Source organism: Psychrobacter sp. CAM01 (assembly GCF_032842965.1).
GTDB classification, from domain to species: Bacteria; Pseudomonadota; Gammaproteobacteria; order Pseudomonadales; family Moraxellaceae; genus Psychrobacter; species Psychrobacter celer.
Genome location: NZ_JAWJBL010000008.1, coordinates 604,575 through 621,669 on the forward strand (window position 1 = coordinate 604,575; position 17,095 = coordinate 621,669).

12 protein-coding genes and 1 other RNA gene are annotated in these 17,095 nt (G+C 47.6%); 5 read left to right on the forward strand and 8 right to left on the reverse strand.

The features are described from left to right. Nucleotides 1-289: 289 nt before the first annotated feature. The 3 genes from alaS to R0I52_RS06190 all read right to left on the reverse strand — a co-directional run bounded on the left by alaS (nucleotide 290) and on the right by R0I52_RS06190 (nucleotide 6,213). Nucleotides 290-2,962, reverse strand: coding sequence for an alanine--tRNA ligase (gene alaS, locus R0I52_RS06180; protein ID WP_317053593.1), 2,673 nt, complete (start codon nucleotides 2,960-2,962; stop codon nucleotides 290-292). A 188-nt stretch (nucleotides 2,963-3,150) separates the two neighbouring features. Continuing rightward, complete coding sequence (locus R0I52_RS06185; RefSeq protein WP_317053594.1) at nucleotides 3,151-4,251, reverse strand: hypothetical protein; 1,101 nt, start codon at nucleotides 4,249-4,251, stop codon at nucleotides 3,151-3,153. Between the two features lie 216 nt (nucleotides 4,252-4,467). Continuing rightward, a complete protein-coding gene (locus R0I52_RS06190) occupies nucleotides 4,468-6,213 on the reverse strand; it encodes a TIGR00341 family protein (protein WP_317053595.1) in 1,746 nt (581 codons plus the stop codon). A gap of 381 nt (nucleotides 6,214-6,594) precedes the next feature. On the opposite strand from R0I52_RS06190, the gene R0I52_RS06195 reads away from it, so the two are divergent. Next, nucleotides 6,595-6,807: a hypothetical protein gene (locus tag R0I52_RS06195; RefSeq protein ID WP_288999355.1), complete on the forward strand. Its 213-nt coding sequence runs from the start codon at nucleotides 6,595-6,597 to the stop codon at nucleotides 6,805-6,807. 152 nt (nucleotides 6,808-6,959) lie between these two features. Here the strand turns inward: R0I52_RS06195 and R0I52_RS06200 are convergent, their stop codons facing one another. Continuing rightward, nucleotides 6,960-8,378, reverse strand: a complete 1,419-nt coding sequence (locus R0I52_RS06200; RefSeq protein WP_317053596.1) for a L,D-transpeptidase family protein — start codon at nucleotides 8,376-8,378, stop codon at nucleotides 6,960-6,962. Between the two features lie 365 nt (nucleotides 8,379-8,743). Here R0I52_RS06200 and prmB point away from each other — a divergent pair, with 365 nt between their 5' ends. Next, nucleotides 8,744-9,919 (forward strand): 50S ribosomal protein L3 N(5)-glutamine methyltransferase, encoded by a 1,176-nt coding sequence (gene prmB / locus R0I52_RS06205; protein WP_317053597.1) that lies wholly within the window; start codon nucleotides 8,744-8,746, stop codon nucleotides 9,917-9,919. A gap of 103 nt (nucleotides 9,920-10,022) precedes the next feature. Continuing rightward, nucleotides 10,023-11,126, forward strand: coding sequence for a chorismate synthase (gene aroC, locus R0I52_RS06210; protein WP_317053598.1), 1,104 nt, complete (start codon nucleotides 10,023-10,025; stop codon nucleotides 11,124-11,126). Nucleotides 11,127-11,228: 102 nt separating this feature from the next. Here the strand turns inward: aroC and R0I52_RS06215 are convergent, their stop codons facing one another. The 3 genes from R0I52_RS06215 to R0I52_RS06225 all read right to left on the reverse strand — a co-directional run bounded on the left by R0I52_RS06215 (nucleotide 11,229) and on the right by R0I52_RS06225 (nucleotide 14,162). Then, the gene (locus R0I52_RS06215; RefSeq protein WP_105243788.1) at nucleotides 11,229-11,429 is read right to left on the reverse strand and encodes a hypothetical protein; all 201 of its coding nucleotides are present in this window, start codon (nucleotides 11,427-11,429) and stop codon (nucleotides 11,229-11,231) included. Nucleotides 11,430-11,545: 116 nt separating this feature from the next. Beyond that, nucleotides 11,546-13,300, reverse strand: a complete 1,755-nt coding sequence (creC, locus tag R0I52_RS06220) for a two-component system sensor histidine kinase CreC (protein WP_317053599.1) — start codon at nucleotides 13,298-13,300, stop codon at nucleotides 11,546-11,548. 46 nt (nucleotides 13,301-13,346) lie between these two features. After that, on the reverse strand, nucleotides 13,347-14,162 hold the full coding sequence (locus R0I52_RS06225) for a response regulator (RefSeq protein WP_317053600.1): 816 nt from the start codon (nucleotides 14,160-14,162) through the stop codon (nucleotides 13,347-13,349). Between the two features lie 311 nt (nucleotides 14,163-14,473). Here R0I52_RS06225 and R0I52_RS06230 point away from each other — a divergent pair, with 311 nt between their 5' ends. Further along, complete coding sequence (locus R0I52_RS06230; RefSeq protein WP_317053601.1) at nucleotides 14,474-15,145, forward strand: alpha/beta hydrolase; 672 nt, start codon at nucleotides 14,474-14,476, stop codon at nucleotides 15,143-15,145. A gap of 198 nt (nucleotides 15,146-15,343) precedes the next feature. After that, nucleotides 15,344-15,702: a transfer-messenger RNA gene (gene ssrA / locus R0I52_RS06235) on the forward strand. 190 nt (nucleotides 15,703-15,892) lie between these two features. Here the strand turns inward: ssrA and R0I52_RS06240 are convergent. Beyond that, on the reverse strand, nucleotides 15,893-17,092 hold the full coding sequence (locus R0I52_RS06240) for a hypothetical protein (RefSeq protein WP_317053602.1): 1,200 nt from the start codon (nucleotides 17,090-17,092) through the stop codon (nucleotides 15,893-15,895). Nucleotides 17,093-17,095 lie beyond the last annotated feature (3 nt).

A 17,095-nucleotide genomic window follows, 5' to 3' on the forward strand; every position in this document is an offset into this window, starting at 1 on the left:
GCATAGATAAAGCCGTATTATAAGAGTTGCGTCCTATGCTGTTTGCTACGTTGTGCTGCTGAGCAAGTGAGTGAACGAGATGTTCAAACGTTGACCTTTATATCATATCTGCTGAGCAACGTTAAGTGCCAGTAGTGCTTAGATGCATGCAGGTTGGTTATGAAAGCTATAACCAACCTGCATCATGCGATAAGGATTGCTCTATGACACTCAGATAGCATTTAGACTGGATAGCATTTGGACTAGGTGGCGCTTGGGTTTTTCGTCCCAGCGCCATGCCCGAGATGCTCTAACCTAACTGCTCGGCAATCCAAGCGGGCAGTGCGTCGATGACGGCTTTGGCATTGTCAGATTTTGGTGCGCCGCCTTGCGCATAGTCAGGCTTGCCGCCACCTTTACCGCCCAGCTCGCCTGCTAGATGACGAATAATATCGCCCGCCTTTATCTTGGCGGTGACAGGTTTTGCCACACTGGCGGCCAATGCCAATTGCTCGTTCTTATCACCGATCAGGACAATGACGCTATCTGGCAGTTTGGATTTGATATCATCCATCAGGGTACGGATGGACTTGCCATCGATACCGCTTAGGGTACTGATGAGCACAGGCGTGTCGGCGATGGTCTGTACTTCATCGAGTAGGTTGGCTGCTTGGGCACTGGCCATCTTTTGCTGCAAACGCTCAAGCTCTTTTTCTAGCTCGCGCTGCTTGTCGACCATCGTACGTACACGCTGTGCCACGTCAGGGCGCTTGGCTTTTAGCTGACTTGCCAGCTCGCTGAGTTGCTGCTCGCCTTGCTGTATGTTTTTGATGGCGTTCATGCCAGTGACGGCTTCAATACGGCGGATACCAGCGGCGATACCGGATTCGCTGGTGATTTTGAGCAGGCCAATATCACCGGTGCGCTGCACATGCAGACCGCCGCACAGCTCGATAGAAAAGGGCTTGCGCTGACCATCTACGGTGCGCTCTGTGCCCATCGTCAATACACGGACGTCGCTGCCATACTTTTCGCCAAACAGCGCCATCGCCCCTTGGTTCATGGCTTCATCGATAGACATATGCTCGATACGGGTCGGGGTATTGGCCTGGATTTGCTCGTTGACGAGGCGCTCAATACGGCTAATCTCATCGGGCGTGACAGGTTTGTCGTAAGCAAAGTCAAAACGCAATACCTCACTGGATACCAATGAGCCTTTTTGGGTGACCGCATCGCCCAGCACTTCTCTTAGAGCCGCGTGCAATAGGTGAGTGGCTGAGTGGTTTTTGGCACTCGCCGCGCGGATGCTTGAGAGCACTTGAGCATTGGCGGTTTGTTTGCTACAAATCTCGCCCATGGTCACGACGCCATGATGAATGATGGCTTGCCCAGATTTTTTGGTGTCTTGCACGGCAAACACGCCCGTTGCGGTGTGGATTTCGCCCAGCTCACCGACTTGACCACCGCCTTCAGCATAAAACGGGGTGCGATCAAGAACCACGACGCCTTCCATCCCTTCAGCCAAACGCTCAGCAGGGTTTCCATCTTGATAAAGGGCATCGATGCTCACGCCATCTTCTTCTAGTTGTTCATAGCCGACAAAGGTCGTGGGCGTCTTAACTTGAATGACGCTGCTATAGTCCACATCAAACTTGCCAGCATCCCGAGCCCGCTCGCGCTGTGCTTGCATGTGCTCATCGAACTCAGCCTCATCGATGGCGATACCGCGCTCGCGCGTGATGTCAGCTGTCAAATCAAGTGGGAAGCCGTAGGTATCATAAAGCTTAAATGCTGCTTCGCCAGAGAGGATGTCACCATCTTTTAGGCCTTCAAGCTCAGAGGCGAGCAGGCGCAGACCTTGCGCGAGTGTCTTAGCAAACTGTGCTTCTTCTTTTTGAATGGCGCTCTCAATCGCGCTTTGTTTGTCTTTTAGCTCGGGATAAGCGTCGCCCATCTCACGGACTAAAGGCGCGACCATTTTATAGAAAAATTCACTATCAGCGCCCAGTTTGTTGCCATGACGTACCGCGCGGCGAATGACACGGCGCAGTACATAACCGCGGCCTTCGTTGCTTGGTGTGACGCCATCTGCAATCAAAAACGCCACTGCACGGATGTGGTCGGCGATGACTTTGAGTGATGACTGCTGCTGATTGTCAATCTCTAAAATCTCAGCCGCTGCATCCATTAGATGTACAAATAAATCTATCTCATAGTTGCTATGGACGCCTTGCATAATGGCGCTGATACGCTCAAGCCCCATACCCGTATCGACACTTGGCGCAGGCAGCGGCAGCATGGTGCCGTCTTTTTGGCGATTAAACTGCATAAAGACGCAGTTCCAAATCTCGATATAGCGATCGCCGTCCTCTTCAGGCGTACCCGGCAGGCCGCCTTCGACATCGGCACCATGATCATAAAAGACCTCGGTACATGGGCCACAAGGGCCGGTGTCGCCCATCGTCCAAAAGTTATCTGACGCATAAGGCGCGCCCTTATTATCACCGATGCGGATAATACGGTCGCTTGGGATGCCGATGTCATGGTGCCAAATATCAAACGCTTCATCATCCGTCTCGTAAATGGTCACATACAGACGGTCTTTATCAATGGCCAACCACTCATCTGAGGTCAAAAACTCCCAGATATATTCGATACCAGATTTTTTGAAATAATCGCCAAACGAGAAGTTACCGAGCATCTCAAAAAACGTATGGTGGCGCGCGGTATAGCCCACGTTGTCCAAATCATTGTGTTTGCCGCCAGCCCGTACGCATTTTTGTGAGGTCACCGCACGCGTATAGTCGCGCGTTTCCATGCCCAAAAAGGTTTCTTTAAACTGATTCATGCCCGCGTTGGTAAATAACAATGTCGGGTCATTGTGCGGAATCAAGCTAGACGATGACACTTGGGTATGCTGCTTGCTGATAAAAAAATCGATAAAGGCTTGGCGAATATCGGCTGTTTGAGATGGATGGCTCACAGCGGCTCCTTACTGACGGATAGAATTGAGTAAAATAATTTTGCAAGCGATTTTAGCACAAACGCCCAAGCTCTTGGTATAAGAGTTATCACTGTTGGGGTATTGTGCCAAGGTCAATGAGGCTTTCATTTGCAAACAATCAGCGTGAACGGGTCTTACCGCAAATGACGGTATGAGTCGTCCAACTGTTAACTTGATGTTTGAGCTTGCGCTTGCGCTTGTATTGGCTGCTTGCGGTTGCGAACCCACACCCAAATAATAGCCACGATCATGATGAGACCAATAACGCCCAGCATGGGATACACGGTACCAATGAGTGTGCTAAAACCGAGCTGGCTTAAACCAAGACCCACGATAGCAAAAAACGCGCTAAGTGCTTTGAAGCGGTTTGTCCCTGGTGTTGCAAAGCGGGTACTAAAGGCAAAAAACATACCCACGGCGGTGCTGTATATCATACAAATGAGCGTCGCTGACATGATAATTGCTAACACGGGTGAGATGTTTGAGGCCAGTCCTAGAGTAGGCATCTCAACGCCGATGAGTGTGTCGATGTTAGCAAAAAGGCCAATATTGAGTAAAAATACTAACAAGCCCAAGCCAAGCCCGCCCATCGCGCCACCACTGGCTGCTGTTTTTTCGGAGCGAGTCATACCGCCAATGACTGCTAGCATAGGAAAGCCAACCGCGATATTAAATGAGGCATAAAGCACCGCCCCAAAAAACCAATTTGAGATCGGCCAGTCTGAGCTGATAGTGGGTATTTCTTGCGCTACCTTATTTAGCGTCTCACTTGAGGCGGTGCTGTTAAAAAATGAGTAGGTGGTAATCGCTAATATCAATAGCAGCAGCACAGGCATGATGCTACTGATTAACCTGATAATGCCTTTTACTTTTAAGCAGAGTGTGGCGACGACCAGTACCGTCATAAAAACACTGCCTACCAGTGGTGGCCAACCGTACTGCTGCGTAAAGATGGAGCCACTACCAGCCAGCATGACCACGCCCACACCAAATAAAAAGAATGATAACACCACATCCACAACCAACCCAGCGCGCGTACCAAATAAGCTATACAGTACTTTTTTGTGTGAGTTGGCCTGCATGTTTGAGCTCATGCGCGCAATTTGCATACCCAAAAAAGCAAACAGCGCGGCACTAACCAGTGTGCCAATAACACTTGCCATCCCGTAGCCGGTAAAAAACTGAAGGACTTCTTGGCCAGAGGCAAAACCACCGCCAACGACTACTGACATATAGGCTGCGGCTATTTGCCAAGATTGTTTGTTCACTATGATGTACTCCTATCCCTGAAGTTTAGGTTGGTGAGGCTCATCTGCCTGAGTTGTTGCTGTGGCGCAAAGTATAGTATTCAATGCTTTATTGACAGACGACTGCGCGTCAGACAACAAGAGCATGGCAGTAAGGCTGTAAAAAAAGCCCAGATACTAACACGGCATTGGGAAGTCAGCAATCGAATACAGCCGATACGTTTGATTTACACGCCCTCAGCGTGAATTGGTCAAAATCGCGGCATCTGTTTTGTCGAGTTTGTCTTGCGTCAGCGGATTGGACTCAATGACCTGTACGGGCAGGTAACGTAGCTGGAGTTTTATCGGCAGATAATCAGGGAAGTTTTTTGCCATATCTTGGGTGATGCGGGTTTCGATTTGCTGCACGTCATAAGCGCTCGGTGTTGTCTCACCGCGGATGACAGCGCGGACCACTTGGTTTTGCTCAGTGGTGTCAAACTGAGTGTTGGTCAGCACGTTGCCTTTATCAATAAAATAGTGATTGATGGCTTCTTTGACACTGCTTTCAAACACTTGCTGCTTGGCGTTGGTTTGTAGGTTGATGGTTAAATAGGTACCGAGGCCGCCTAACAATAACAACGTCACCGCGTTACGCTGCAAAAAAGTCAGGTAGTTGCTGGATTTGTAGTCGTCATCGACCAGTCGCCGAAACCCAAGCACCCAAAGCACCAAGGCGTTGGTAAACTGAATCGCAATGATGTTGGTCACTGCCAGTAACAGCGCGCCAAAGCCTAGCTGCATCTCACCATTGGCAAACAAAATCCCGCTGGCGGCCAGTGGTGGTACTAAAGCAGTCGCCACCGCCACTCCAACGACGGCAACCGAAAGATGCGGAGATACCATGGCATAAGCGCCGGCTGTGCCACCTGCTAAGGCAATCATCAAATCCATAGAGGTCGGCTGCGTACGCGATAAAATCTCGGCGGTGAGAGGTTGGTCTTTGTGCAGCCAGCCGACGATAAAGCCAACCACCAGCACCAAAGTGATGCCCAAAAGTACCGTAATCAGCGACTTACGCAGCAGCGGCATCCGGTGATCGATAATGGCCAATGCCACGCCCGTGATGGGGCCGAGCATCATGGCTACCAGCATCGCACCAATCACCACCGCCGCTGAGTTGGTCACCAGCCCATAACTGGCGATGATGGCTGAGAGGATATTCATGATAAAATACATCCTGCTGGGCAGGGCGTTGGCCTCTATCTTTACCCGTACCTCAGGATAGTCGACCTTTTGATTGCTAAATTGCTCCGCTGCAAACTGCTTATAAGACTCTAGTTTGGCTTCTTTTTCTTCTTTTATTTCATCTTCTTGCTGGTCGCTATCATCCGTTTCTGACTTGTCTGTTGTTTTGCTCGCTTTTAGCTGCTCTGCGTCGGTAGTTTTGGTTTGTTGCCCAGCATTCTCTGGGTTTTGCTGGTCCTCGTTTGTTTTGCTGTTGTCGTGCCCTTGGTCATTTTTTTTATCATGTTCTTGGTCAGGGGCATTAGTATCTGCCTGTTGCTGAGATACGAGTGTAGAGGCTTGCTCGGCTGTTTGTGTCGGCGTGTGCTCAGCATCGTCATCAGGATTTAAAGGTTCTGATTCTAAGGTTGGCTGATCGTTTGCTGATGGTGCATCGGGGTCCGTGGTCTCTAAGGTCGCAACGACGACATCAGGTGCGATGGACTCCATGCTAATCTTAGACTCAGGAGGTTTGGCACATGCCATATCGTCATCGTTATCATCGTCATCACCTCCATTATCATGACTTCTATTGTCATCGCCTCTACTGTTATCAGCGCTATTTTCTATTTCGGCGTCGTCAGTGACGGTAGGTTCGACATCAGTGTCTGTCTTAGTAGTTGACGCCGCCGAGCTTTCATCCGTACGAGATGGTGCCGTTGTATCAGCGGTGTGGCTGGATGAGTGGTGGGCTTTTTGTTTATCAACAGACGTCATAGCAGGTAACTTTCTATCAAAAAAAGACACTCGTTATTGTAATGATAAATGGCCGCAGCTGTGTGGGTTTTTTGCGAGTCGTCATTGAGCAGCGTTATCAGAGCAGGCAGCACCGAAGATAGTAATGAGTGGTGGTTATTTAGCGCAATGCGGTTGACGACTGTGGACTCAGTCAAAGACGTGGCAATAGGAAAAATCGGTAAAATAAAATGATATAGAAATAATGATAGAGAGGTTTGTTATAAAAACCTTAATAATAGCAAGGTCTTTACCCATTGTCACTTGCTATGGCTGGCTTAAGGGTTGGTGAGAAACACTTACTTTTTTTGTGGATTTAGTGTATAAAGGAGTTATACCCACAAAAAAAGTAAGGAGTAATTCATGAATTGGCCATTATTCTCTGTTATTTACTCAATCGCTGCGACCGTGACAGTCGGTGTCTTTATCATTGGTGCTTTGGTGACAGGTTTTAATCAAATCCCGCATGTACAAATCGCGGTCGTCGCCGGTCTTTTGCTCTCTATTCCTGCAGGTTTGTTTTTTACCAAAAAAGTCAGCAGTATCACGGGTAATGAGGAAGGCTATAATACGTAATCGCATCTTAGCTGAATGGGTGACTTTCTGTTTTTGGGTTTGCACCAAACCTATACCTAGCCACTGCTTTACGCCTCTTGTTTTATATACGCCAAAAAAAAGACCTTGCAAGCAAGGTCTTTTTTTTGGCGTATACAGTACCAGTTAAACAGTTATTTTAACTCGACGGTTGCGCCATTTTCGATATTGGCATATACCTCGAGCACATCCCAGTTGGTCAGACGCACACAGCCTGCTGATGCTTGACGGCTGATGCCTTCAGGCTTTGGCGAGCCATGTAGACCATATGATGGCTTAGACATACCCATCCATACGACGCCGACTGGGTTGTTTGGGCCTGGTGGCAGCATGTGTACTTTTTTCTGCGAGCCTTTACCGACAGTCGCTTTGTACCAAGGCATCTTGACCTTATTGATGATTTTGAAGGTACCTTGTGGAGACGGGGTGGCGTCACTACCTACGGTGGTCGGATAAGTGGCTACAAGCTTGTCACCATTATAAGCATACAGTGTTTTGTCGGCTTTGTTGGCGACCACGCGGTTGATACGTTGGTTGAGAGGTTCTCGGGTGTTTAGGACAGTGATGGTTTCGCCCGCTTTATAGGTTTTATTTTTATTGAGTTTGTCTAAGTAGCGAATGTCCATATGAAAGCGCTCAGCCAGCATCTCTTTGATGTCTTGGTAGTATAGACCTTTCATTTTTGACTTGGCTTCTGAGCCTGCAGGCGTACTAGCGAAGTTGGTTTTGATATCGTCCTCAGTCAGCGTGTAAGTCACCAATACCGGTTTGCTGGCGGGGATGTTTTTGGTTAAAGCGTCCCAGGTTTTTTGATCCATTTTTCCGGTGGCGGGCAAGCCCTTCATGGTTTGAAAGTTGACCAATGCTTTTTTGCTGTTCATGCCCCAGCCGCCATCGATAGGACCAGGAGAGGCATGATTCCAATCTAGCAGTGCCTGCAGCTTGATCGTCATCGCTGAGTTGACTTTCATGTTTGGTGACCAAACGGCATTGTTGACTTGTTTGGCATAGCTTGACAAGTTCAGCGTGGTATAGCGCTTACCGTTTTTGTCTTCTATGCTCTTGATAGTAGGGTCATCACTGAAGTCTTGGCGTTTTTCGTTGTCTGGTAGCTCAAAAGACAACGGGTCAGAGGAGTCGATAGCAGCGATATTGCTGGGCGCAGCAACGGCTTGGCCTTCACTGATGTCATCTGTGCGCTCAGACTGCTCGTCCTTTAGAGTCAGCTCGGCGGCACTCATATTGTCAGCCTCGTTTGCTTCAAGGTCGGCGGCATCTGAGGCCTGTTTTGAGTCAATCAGCTGCGTCATGCTGTCGCTTGAGACGGGTTTATTTGGCTTGACGCTGGGCGTCGCCTCAGTCGTACGTGGCTCTATCGTGTGGCTTCGGTTTTCTTGCACATCAAGGCTAACTTTTTGGGCAATACTTGGTAGGGCCTCAGCCGTACGTACTGGCAATGTGCGCGCGGTCTCATCGGACGCGGCAAACGCGCTAACACTGGCGCTAATAATAGCGATTGAGATAGCGGTGATAAGTGGCTTTTTTTTCATCATATGACGTTACTTGTGGTTGCTACTAATGGGGTTATTATGCGCATAATTGGGGCGCTTCGCAAACTTTTGATACATGTTTTTCTATCTTAAGACGTCTAAACGTCAACTACTGACGTATTCACTACAGTTGGGCAATAATATAGTGAAAATGTGTAGACGGCCAAGTAAGCTACTGAGGCAATCTGATACATAAAAGTAAATAGAAACAAAGATAAATGTGGCAGTATAAATGCAAGTATTGGCGCAAGTTACGGTTTGCGTCTATAATGGTAAACGAAATTTTTATTTAGTAGATCGGCCTTTATTATCAGGCGATTTAATCCATCCGCATGCCATCCGTGAGCATGCAATCAGCAAGGTGCGATATGTCAGAAGAGCAAACAATGAGCGCAGAAGCGTTTCAAAATCAGTACTTCAATGAAGAGGGCGCGCAGGTCGTAGAAGGTGATATGGCGTATGATTTAGAGACCGGTCTGCTCGGTGAGCATGAGCAATTTGCCAATTTACATGCTGAGCTCGAAGAAGCACGTGAGCAGCTTGTAAGTATTCGTGATTTTATCCGTTTTTCGGTCACCCAGCTGCGCAATTATGATGTGGTCGTCGCTCAAGGCACCACGGATGAGTTTGCCGAAGCCTCTGCTATCGTCTTACATTCTTTGTCTTTGGACTGGTCGGCCAATGAGCAGATTCTCGATTGCCGCCTGACGTCTTCAGAAAAGCAGCTGGTGCTTAGCTTGTTAGAAGAGCGTATCGCTGAGCGCAAACCGTTAAGCTACTTAATCAACTTATCGTACTTTTGTGATTTACCGTTTTATGTCGATGAGCGCGTGCTCATCCCGCGCTCGCCCATCGCCGAGCTGATTCGCCAGCAGTTTCATCCGTACTTTGAGGTCAATGAGCTGGCCAAACCGCTCGGCGTCGATGTCAATGAGCAAACCTCGGTATTTTATGACCATGGTTTGGACGTCAAACAGCTATCACAGCCTGAGCGTATCTTAGACCTATGTACAGGCTCTGGCTGTATTGCCATTGCGCTTGCGACCCGTTTTGTCGATGCGCTGGTCGATGCAGTCGATATCGATAAAGGGGCGCTAGAGGTGGCGATGGTCAACGTTGATCATCATGAGCTTGGTCATCAAATCAATGTCATTGAGTCAGATTTGTTTGCCAAGATACCTGCTGAAAACCAATACGAGCTAATCGTCACCAACCCGCCGTACGTCGATGCTGCCATCATGGCTGATTTGCCGCCTGAATTTTTATATGAGCCTGAGCATGCATTGGCGGCAGGTCAAGACGGTTTGGACTTGGTACATCGTATCTTATTTGAAGCGCCAGATTATTTGAGCCCTGAAGGCTTGCTGGTCTGTGAGGTGGGCGATAGTGAATGGGCGCTAAAACAAGCCTATCCTGATATCAGTTTTGACTGGTTAAAATTTGCTCGTGGTGGTCATGGAGTGTTTGCCATGACTTATGATGAGCTGGTGGCAAACCGCGAGCTGTTTGCCGCTTATGTGCAGTTATTGGATAGCGCGCAGTAGTCGTATGTAGGCGGTGTTGTTAGATGACAAATAAAAGCGGCGACCATGCGTCAATACCTCAATAGGATAGCGCGCAATAGATTTTACGGATTTAAGGACAGATATGGCAGGCAATAGTATTGGGCAGGTTTTTACCGTCACGACGTGCGGTGAGTCACATGGTGCCGGATTGATGGCCATTGTCGATGGCGTGCCACCTGGTTTGGCACTGTCGGCAGAGGATTTGCAGGTAGATCTGGATCGTCGCAAGCCAGGCACCTCTAAATACTCAACCCAGCGCCGTGAGGCCGATGAAGTCGAGATTATCTCAGGCGTCTTTGAAGGTAAGACCACAGGCACTTCGATTGGGCTGCTGATTCGAAATACCAATCAAAAATCCAAAGATTATAGCGACATCAAAGATACCTTTCGCCCCGGTCACGCCGACTATACGTATAGCATGAAGTACGGCTTTCGCGATTATCGCGGTGGCGGTCGCTCGTCAGCGCGTGAGACGGCGATGCGGGTAGCGGCTGGTGCTATCGCCAAAAAATATCTGCAAGCTCGCTTGGGCGTGCAAATCCGTGGCCATGTGACGCAGATAGGCGATCAATATAGCAGCGTCACTGATACTAGCCAAATTGATTGGGACTTTGTTAATAGCAATCCGTTTTTTACGGCAGATAAAGACGCTATTGGTCGGTTTGAGGCTTTGATAGACAGTCTGCGCCGCGAAGGAAGCAGCTGCGGCGCGCGTCTAGAAGTAATAGCCAGCGGGGTGCCTGTGGGTCTGGGCGAGCCGGTGTTTGACCGTCTGGATGCGGATATCGCTCATGCCATGATGAGTATCAATGCGGTCAAAGGGGTAGAGATTGGCGATGGTATGGCGGTAGCAGGGCAGTTCGGTCATCGCTCTCGTGATGAGCTGACGCCAGAGGGTTTTACGGCCAATCATGCTGGTGGTATTTTGGGCGGTATTTCATCAGGACAAGATATCCGCGTGAGCATCGCCCTCAAGCCAACTTCTAGTATCACCACGGCTGGCAAGAGTATCAATACCCAAGGCGAAGCTGTCGACATGCTGACCAAAGGTCGTCATGATCCTTGCGTTGGGGTACGTGCCACCCCGATCGCCGAGGCGATGCTAGCGATTGTGTTACTCGATCATTATCTGCGCCACCGTGGTCAAAACGCCGATGTCGAGCCGCCGGTGTCCTCAATTACGTAATATCGTGAGATAGCATCAGTTATCTAGCGTATCAGCCCTTTAGCGTCTTTAGTGTGCCATGACTAAAAATGCTAAAGGGCTGTTTTGTGAGTGGTCAATCAGTTACGCTGCCAGCGGATAGGTATCAATCGCCACGCACTGCTGATGCCGAAATATCAATAGTAGCTGTTGACTGGGTATGGCAAGCCAATGACCAAACGCGATACTATCTATCCCTTGGCCGGATAAAGTCTGAGCACAGCACTGACGGCTTTGCCCCACTAAGTTTTTGACAATAGACGGATGCATTGATAACTGTGGCATGCGGTCTCTACTCCTAAGATAAGTGATGAATGTGTATAACGTCATCGTAAGACAAGCGAGTAGAAATCCTGTGCAGTTCTGATGAAAAATCGATGAATTGGTATAACGGGTGTGTTTTAAGCCAGCGGTAAGGTAATGCGTACGCTGACACCAGCGTTTGGACTTTTGTCATGTCTAGCAAAGTCTTGCTCTGTGCCGATATTACTGATCTTCACATGACCGCCATGGTGTTCGATTACTTGCTTGACTAAGGTAAGGCCCAGACCCGTGCCTTTTTTAAGCGCTGTATTAGCCTGATCAGGCGCAGTCTGATTGGTTTGATCGGGTGCTTGATAGGTTGAGGGATGGGTCTGCAGGCTTTGATGAGAGAGACTAAAATAGCGATCAAACGCTTTAGAGAGGGCGTATTCGGGCAGTGGTTTGCCATCATTAAAGATATCAATGGTCACGGTTTTGTCGCTACTATCGTGAGAGTGGCTATACACAGTAAGGGTGACCTCAGTGTTGGCAAAATAAATGGCATTATCTAACACATTTTGTAGCGCTTGTACCAACCAAAACGGATCAGCAAAGACATGCGGGTTTGTCAACGCATTGGCCCGTATTGGAGCCTCGGCGATGACCAAGTCAGTCACACACTTATCCTCACTATAAATCTTGATAGGTGGTAGGTTTTGCTGTTGTAGTTTGGCGCTGTTGTTTTTTGTGAGGGTTTGCAATACTGGCAGTAGCGCTGTCAGTTGCCGATTGAGCTTAAAGGTAGGTTGCTCGACCTTGGCCAGTAGTAATAAACGATCAATCAGCTGCTGCATTTTGATGCTTTGTTCAGCGACCGAGTGGTTTAACATCTGCCGATCTTCTGCATCTAGTTGCTCATCTTCTAATAGCTCGCTACTAGCACGAATGGCGGTTAGCGGGCTTTTGAGCTCGTGAGTTAGGGTGTGGACATAGTCGGTGACATAGGCGCGGTTTTCTAACCGATGTTTCATAGACTCGATCGTATCTGTCAAGCTGTTGAGCTCATGACCGAAATAAAAATAGGGTTTTTTGGTGTCTTCAGCTAAGGCATTGGTGTAGTGCGTGACCAAAGTAATGCTCTGTTTGAGCCACCATGCCACCAGTCCTGCGAGGATAAGAGCGGCAATGCTCATCAGCAGTGCGGTGATGAGCATGCGATTGCGGGTATTATCAAGATAGGGCAGCACGCTATCGACCGGTTTGCCAACACTGACGACACCAATCACGGCACCCCTGCTATCGATGATAGGCTGCGCGACATACATAATAGAGCTACCACGAGTGCTATCGATATCTGCCGTGCTCCTCGCGCCGTAGCGCCCTTGCAGCGTAAGATAAACATCATTCCAGCGGCTATAGTCCTGACCTTCGGCATTGAGCGGGGTAGGCAAAGAGTCATATATGACCACGCCATTCGCGTCTGTTACATAAACGCGAGAGTTGTTATTGTTTGAGGATTCTTGGGTAGGCTCGAGGGTAGAGCGCGCGCCTGAAGTGTGCTTGAGCGTCGCATCAAGGGTGGCTTGATAAGTATCATCGTACAATTGCCCTGATGCCAATGGCAGCTGCAGCGTCGCAGCCAGCAGTTTACTAGTATCTAGCAACGTGTCTTCGATGACTTGTTGGGCGGTGGGTTTGACGTAGCCAAACAGCTGCGTGAAAGCGACCACACCGCAAATGCTTAGCACCAATGCGACTGCAAGCCAAATCCGAAAAAATATGCTCAAATTTAGCAGGCGTTTCGGACTGCGGGTTTGTTGCGCGGTTCCAATGGGGTGCAGTTTGGCATACCAATTGCTCTGATTAGCAGGTGTTTTGTCAAGGTGACGATGACTCTTATCAGGAGCGTTCATGTCTTTAGCACTTTAGTAATATCATAAATTGAGTATAGCGGATGAGCTAAGCTGGACATAAGGCATACCCCAAACCGCGATGCGTGTAGATAACATCGCGGCTAGGATCGACGATCGCCAGCTGCTTACGGATGGATTTGATATGACTGTCTATTGTCCGCGCGAGGCGATGATCAGGATAGTCGCTTACCGCATTTAGCAGCTGCTCACGGCTAAAGACTTGGTTGGGCGCTTGTAATAAGGTTAATAAAATCTTACGCTCGGTATTACTCAGCTCCAGTTTTGTATCTTGCCACATCAAAGAGTAGTTGAGCGGCTGGTAATGCCAGATGCCTGATTGACACTCAAAGCTCAAGGCTTGCCCTGATAGATGATGAGCAGGAGTGCTGCCAGACGAAAGGGCAGATAAATGCTGATTGGCGTTCTCAGCCGCCTCAGTCACAGCCGCCGCAGCCGCTGATTGCTCAAAGAGCAGCTGCTCACGACGCCAAATGGCTTTTAGGCGTGCGACCAGCTCACGAGGGCTAAAAGGCTTGGCGCAGTAGTCATCACCGCCCATCTCTAGCCCCAAGATACGATCAACCTCATCGCTACGCGCGGTCAAAAACACCACAGGGATATCTTTTAATCGACCGATATCCGGTGTATGGCGTATCTGTTGACAGAGACTGAGCCCATCACCATCGGGCAGCCCAACATCTAAAATAATAGCCGATAAATCTTGCGCCTCATTACTGTGTAGCATCGGCAGCACACTACTGGCGTTATCGAGCCACGTCATCTGCCAGCCCTCACGTTTGCAAGTAACTTTGAGCGACATAGCAATCGCCGGATCGTCTTCTACCAGTAAAATATGAGTCATAAACGTAATATCTTTATTGAAGGGGGCCTGCTATATAGGGCAGTGGTGATATGAGATTGAAAAATATAAATAAGGCGTCATACAGTAGTGAGCGCAGTGTTTGATATCAGTCGTACTTGCTCTGCAGCAATCGGTATCAGTAGGAGCAGAGTCTATAATTATCGTAGCACAAAAGCGTGGCTGGAGTTTGTCAGTCAGTGCAAAACACTGTGAAAAATTGATGGAAATAATAGGGATAAAGGCGATACAAACGCCATCTCAGTTCTATATTTGATGCATATTTTATGCTTTATAAAAGGAAACTAGCGATAATGAGTAAGTATCTAGACGTGGTCACCGCCGAGCACAATCCGGCACAAAAAAAGATAGATAGAGCGGTCATCTGGCTACATGGCTTAGGGGCCAGCGGCCACGATTTTGAGCCTGTGGTGCCGCAGCTCGGACTGGCTGACGACATGGCGGTACGGTTTATCTTTCCGCATGCGCCCAAGCGTCCTGTCACGGTCAATGGGGGGATGGTGATGCCGGCTTGGTATGATATTTTGGAGATGAGTCTTGAGCGCAAGGTTGATGTGGCACAAATTGAGACATCTTCGCAGCAGATTCGCGATTTGATTGCTCGTGAGATTGAGCGCGGTGTCAAACCCGAACATATCGTTATCGCTGGGTTTTCGCAGGGCGGGGCGGTCGCTTATCATGTGGCACTCAGTCATCCAGAGCGCTTGGCGGGTCTGATGACGCTCTCTACCTACTTGGCAACCAACGATAATATTGAGTATAGTGCTGCCAATAGAGACCTGCCGATTTTGATTGAGCATGGTACGCATGATCCAGTTGTACCTGTGATGCTAGGCGAGCAGGCGCAGCAGTTATTGACAAGCAAAGGCTACAACGTTGAATATCATACTTATCCGATGGCACATCAAGTCTGTATGCCGCAGATTCAAAACATTGGCAAATGGCTAAACACTGTCTTGGCCTGATCTTGTCTTATAAATATTATTTTGTAAATAAACCATGAACTATTGAAAATCTAATGATTGACCTTATATATTAGTTAGAGTGATTAAGGTCAACTGCACTGAGCTTTCAAACTAATGGTTAGCCTGTAAAATAATGTAATAACAGGCTTGTGTTAGTTGAGAAAAAGCGTAAATTAACCTATAATACTCAGTCTTATTGGGGATGTTCTGGCTTCGACGCTGGTGATGAAACTCAATGATGCATGTCGAGAGTGTATGTCCTCTCGTTAATCAAACATATATTGTTATAGTCGCAAACGACGAAACTTACGCTCTAGCAGCTTAAACCCTGCTTACTGCGCTGCCGATTACCTATAGTTGGTTAGCCCAGTTGAAGCGTCCGCATATAGGTTCGCCACAAGTGATTGTCTCAATCGCTTGGGTTCAAAAGTAGAGAATCGTCCAATCCATCCTGACTGTCGGATCGGTGCGGATTAAAACCAAAGACAGAAACTAAACATGTAGATTCATGAGCGTAATGCTGGCGGACGCGGGTTCAACTCCCGCCATCTCCACCAAATATTTTAAAGAAAGTCAGTCACTTAGGTGGCTGACTTTTTTTATGACACCCTTTTGACATCATTGGCTGGCAAGAGGATACACTGTCTTTAGTTGAAGGGCAAAGGATTATTAACTAAGTAATAAAAAACCCACTGTGAGGTGGGTTTTATTCAGTTGAAGATCTAAAGACTATTATCAAGCTGAAATCTACGCTTCCTCAATATCATCGTTATTAGACCTAAAGTCTTTTGATAAATCAACATCACCCACTTGAGAGATTACAGCGTCGCTTAAGTTATTACGTCGCTCTTTTGCAGTAATAGCTAGAAATATAGGATGATAGCCAGTTAAAGCGGTTTTAAGCCTCTCAAGTTTTTCTTGGCTCATTGAAGAGTCAGAAAACTGAGCATTGAAGTCTGGAAACGAATGGTCAATAGGGCGGAGTCTTGCTTGCATAAATTCTGACTTATGAGAATCAATAGTTAATACTCTAAAGTAATCCTTAATCACTTTGTCTTCAGAAGTCAGTCGCTCTAAGGATGATATCTTACTGATAGTAAACCCAGAGGCTTCAAATTGATTATTAAATCTTACAAAGTCTGCATTAGCAGTAGAAGCCATCAATTTACGCATAGAGTTTTCAGTATTTTCTACTGCAAGACCGACTCTAACATCCGATTCTTTAGCTTCCTTAATAGTAGCCATCAATTCTTGATCAGGCTTTTCAAGTAGTTTGAAATATACTTTTCTATCCTTTGGATTGCCATCTACTTCATTTTCAGTAGTAGATACAGGCACATCATCTTTCTCAGAGCTGTCATTGTACTGTGAACCTAACGATACTTGCACGGCGTCTATTATTTTTTGTTGCGATTCTAGTATTTGTTTGGTGCGCTCACGTTCAAGTACTACTTCCTTACTGGCATTTATTTTTTCTGCTTGATGACCAAGGTAAGAGTCGAAATACAGCCACCCAACTCCACCAGCGATTACCGCCAACACAGTAAGAATAATAATAAATTTTCGTCTACTTTCCATACCATCCATTAGCCCGAACATTTTATCAAATGTTTCTAGTAATTTTATGAAAACGTCAGCACTACCAGGGTTTACTACGACTTTGAGCTCTAGTGCATTACGTTCGTAGTTACTCAAAGGTTTTAAACTATCATTACCATATCTAGCAAGCATATATGCTCTATATATGCACTTTTGTAGCTCAATAATACCCTGCATAATTGAGGGAGTAATGCTATTATCGAACTTATCACCCTTTAAGTAAAGTTTGAAATCAGGTAGGTTTTGTATACTTATTCTATAGGGTGACTCTGTATCGCTACTCTGTAGTAAGTCTTGTAGTGTAAAAACCACATCATCCAAACTGTTGATTGTAATTGTATTTTCCACTTA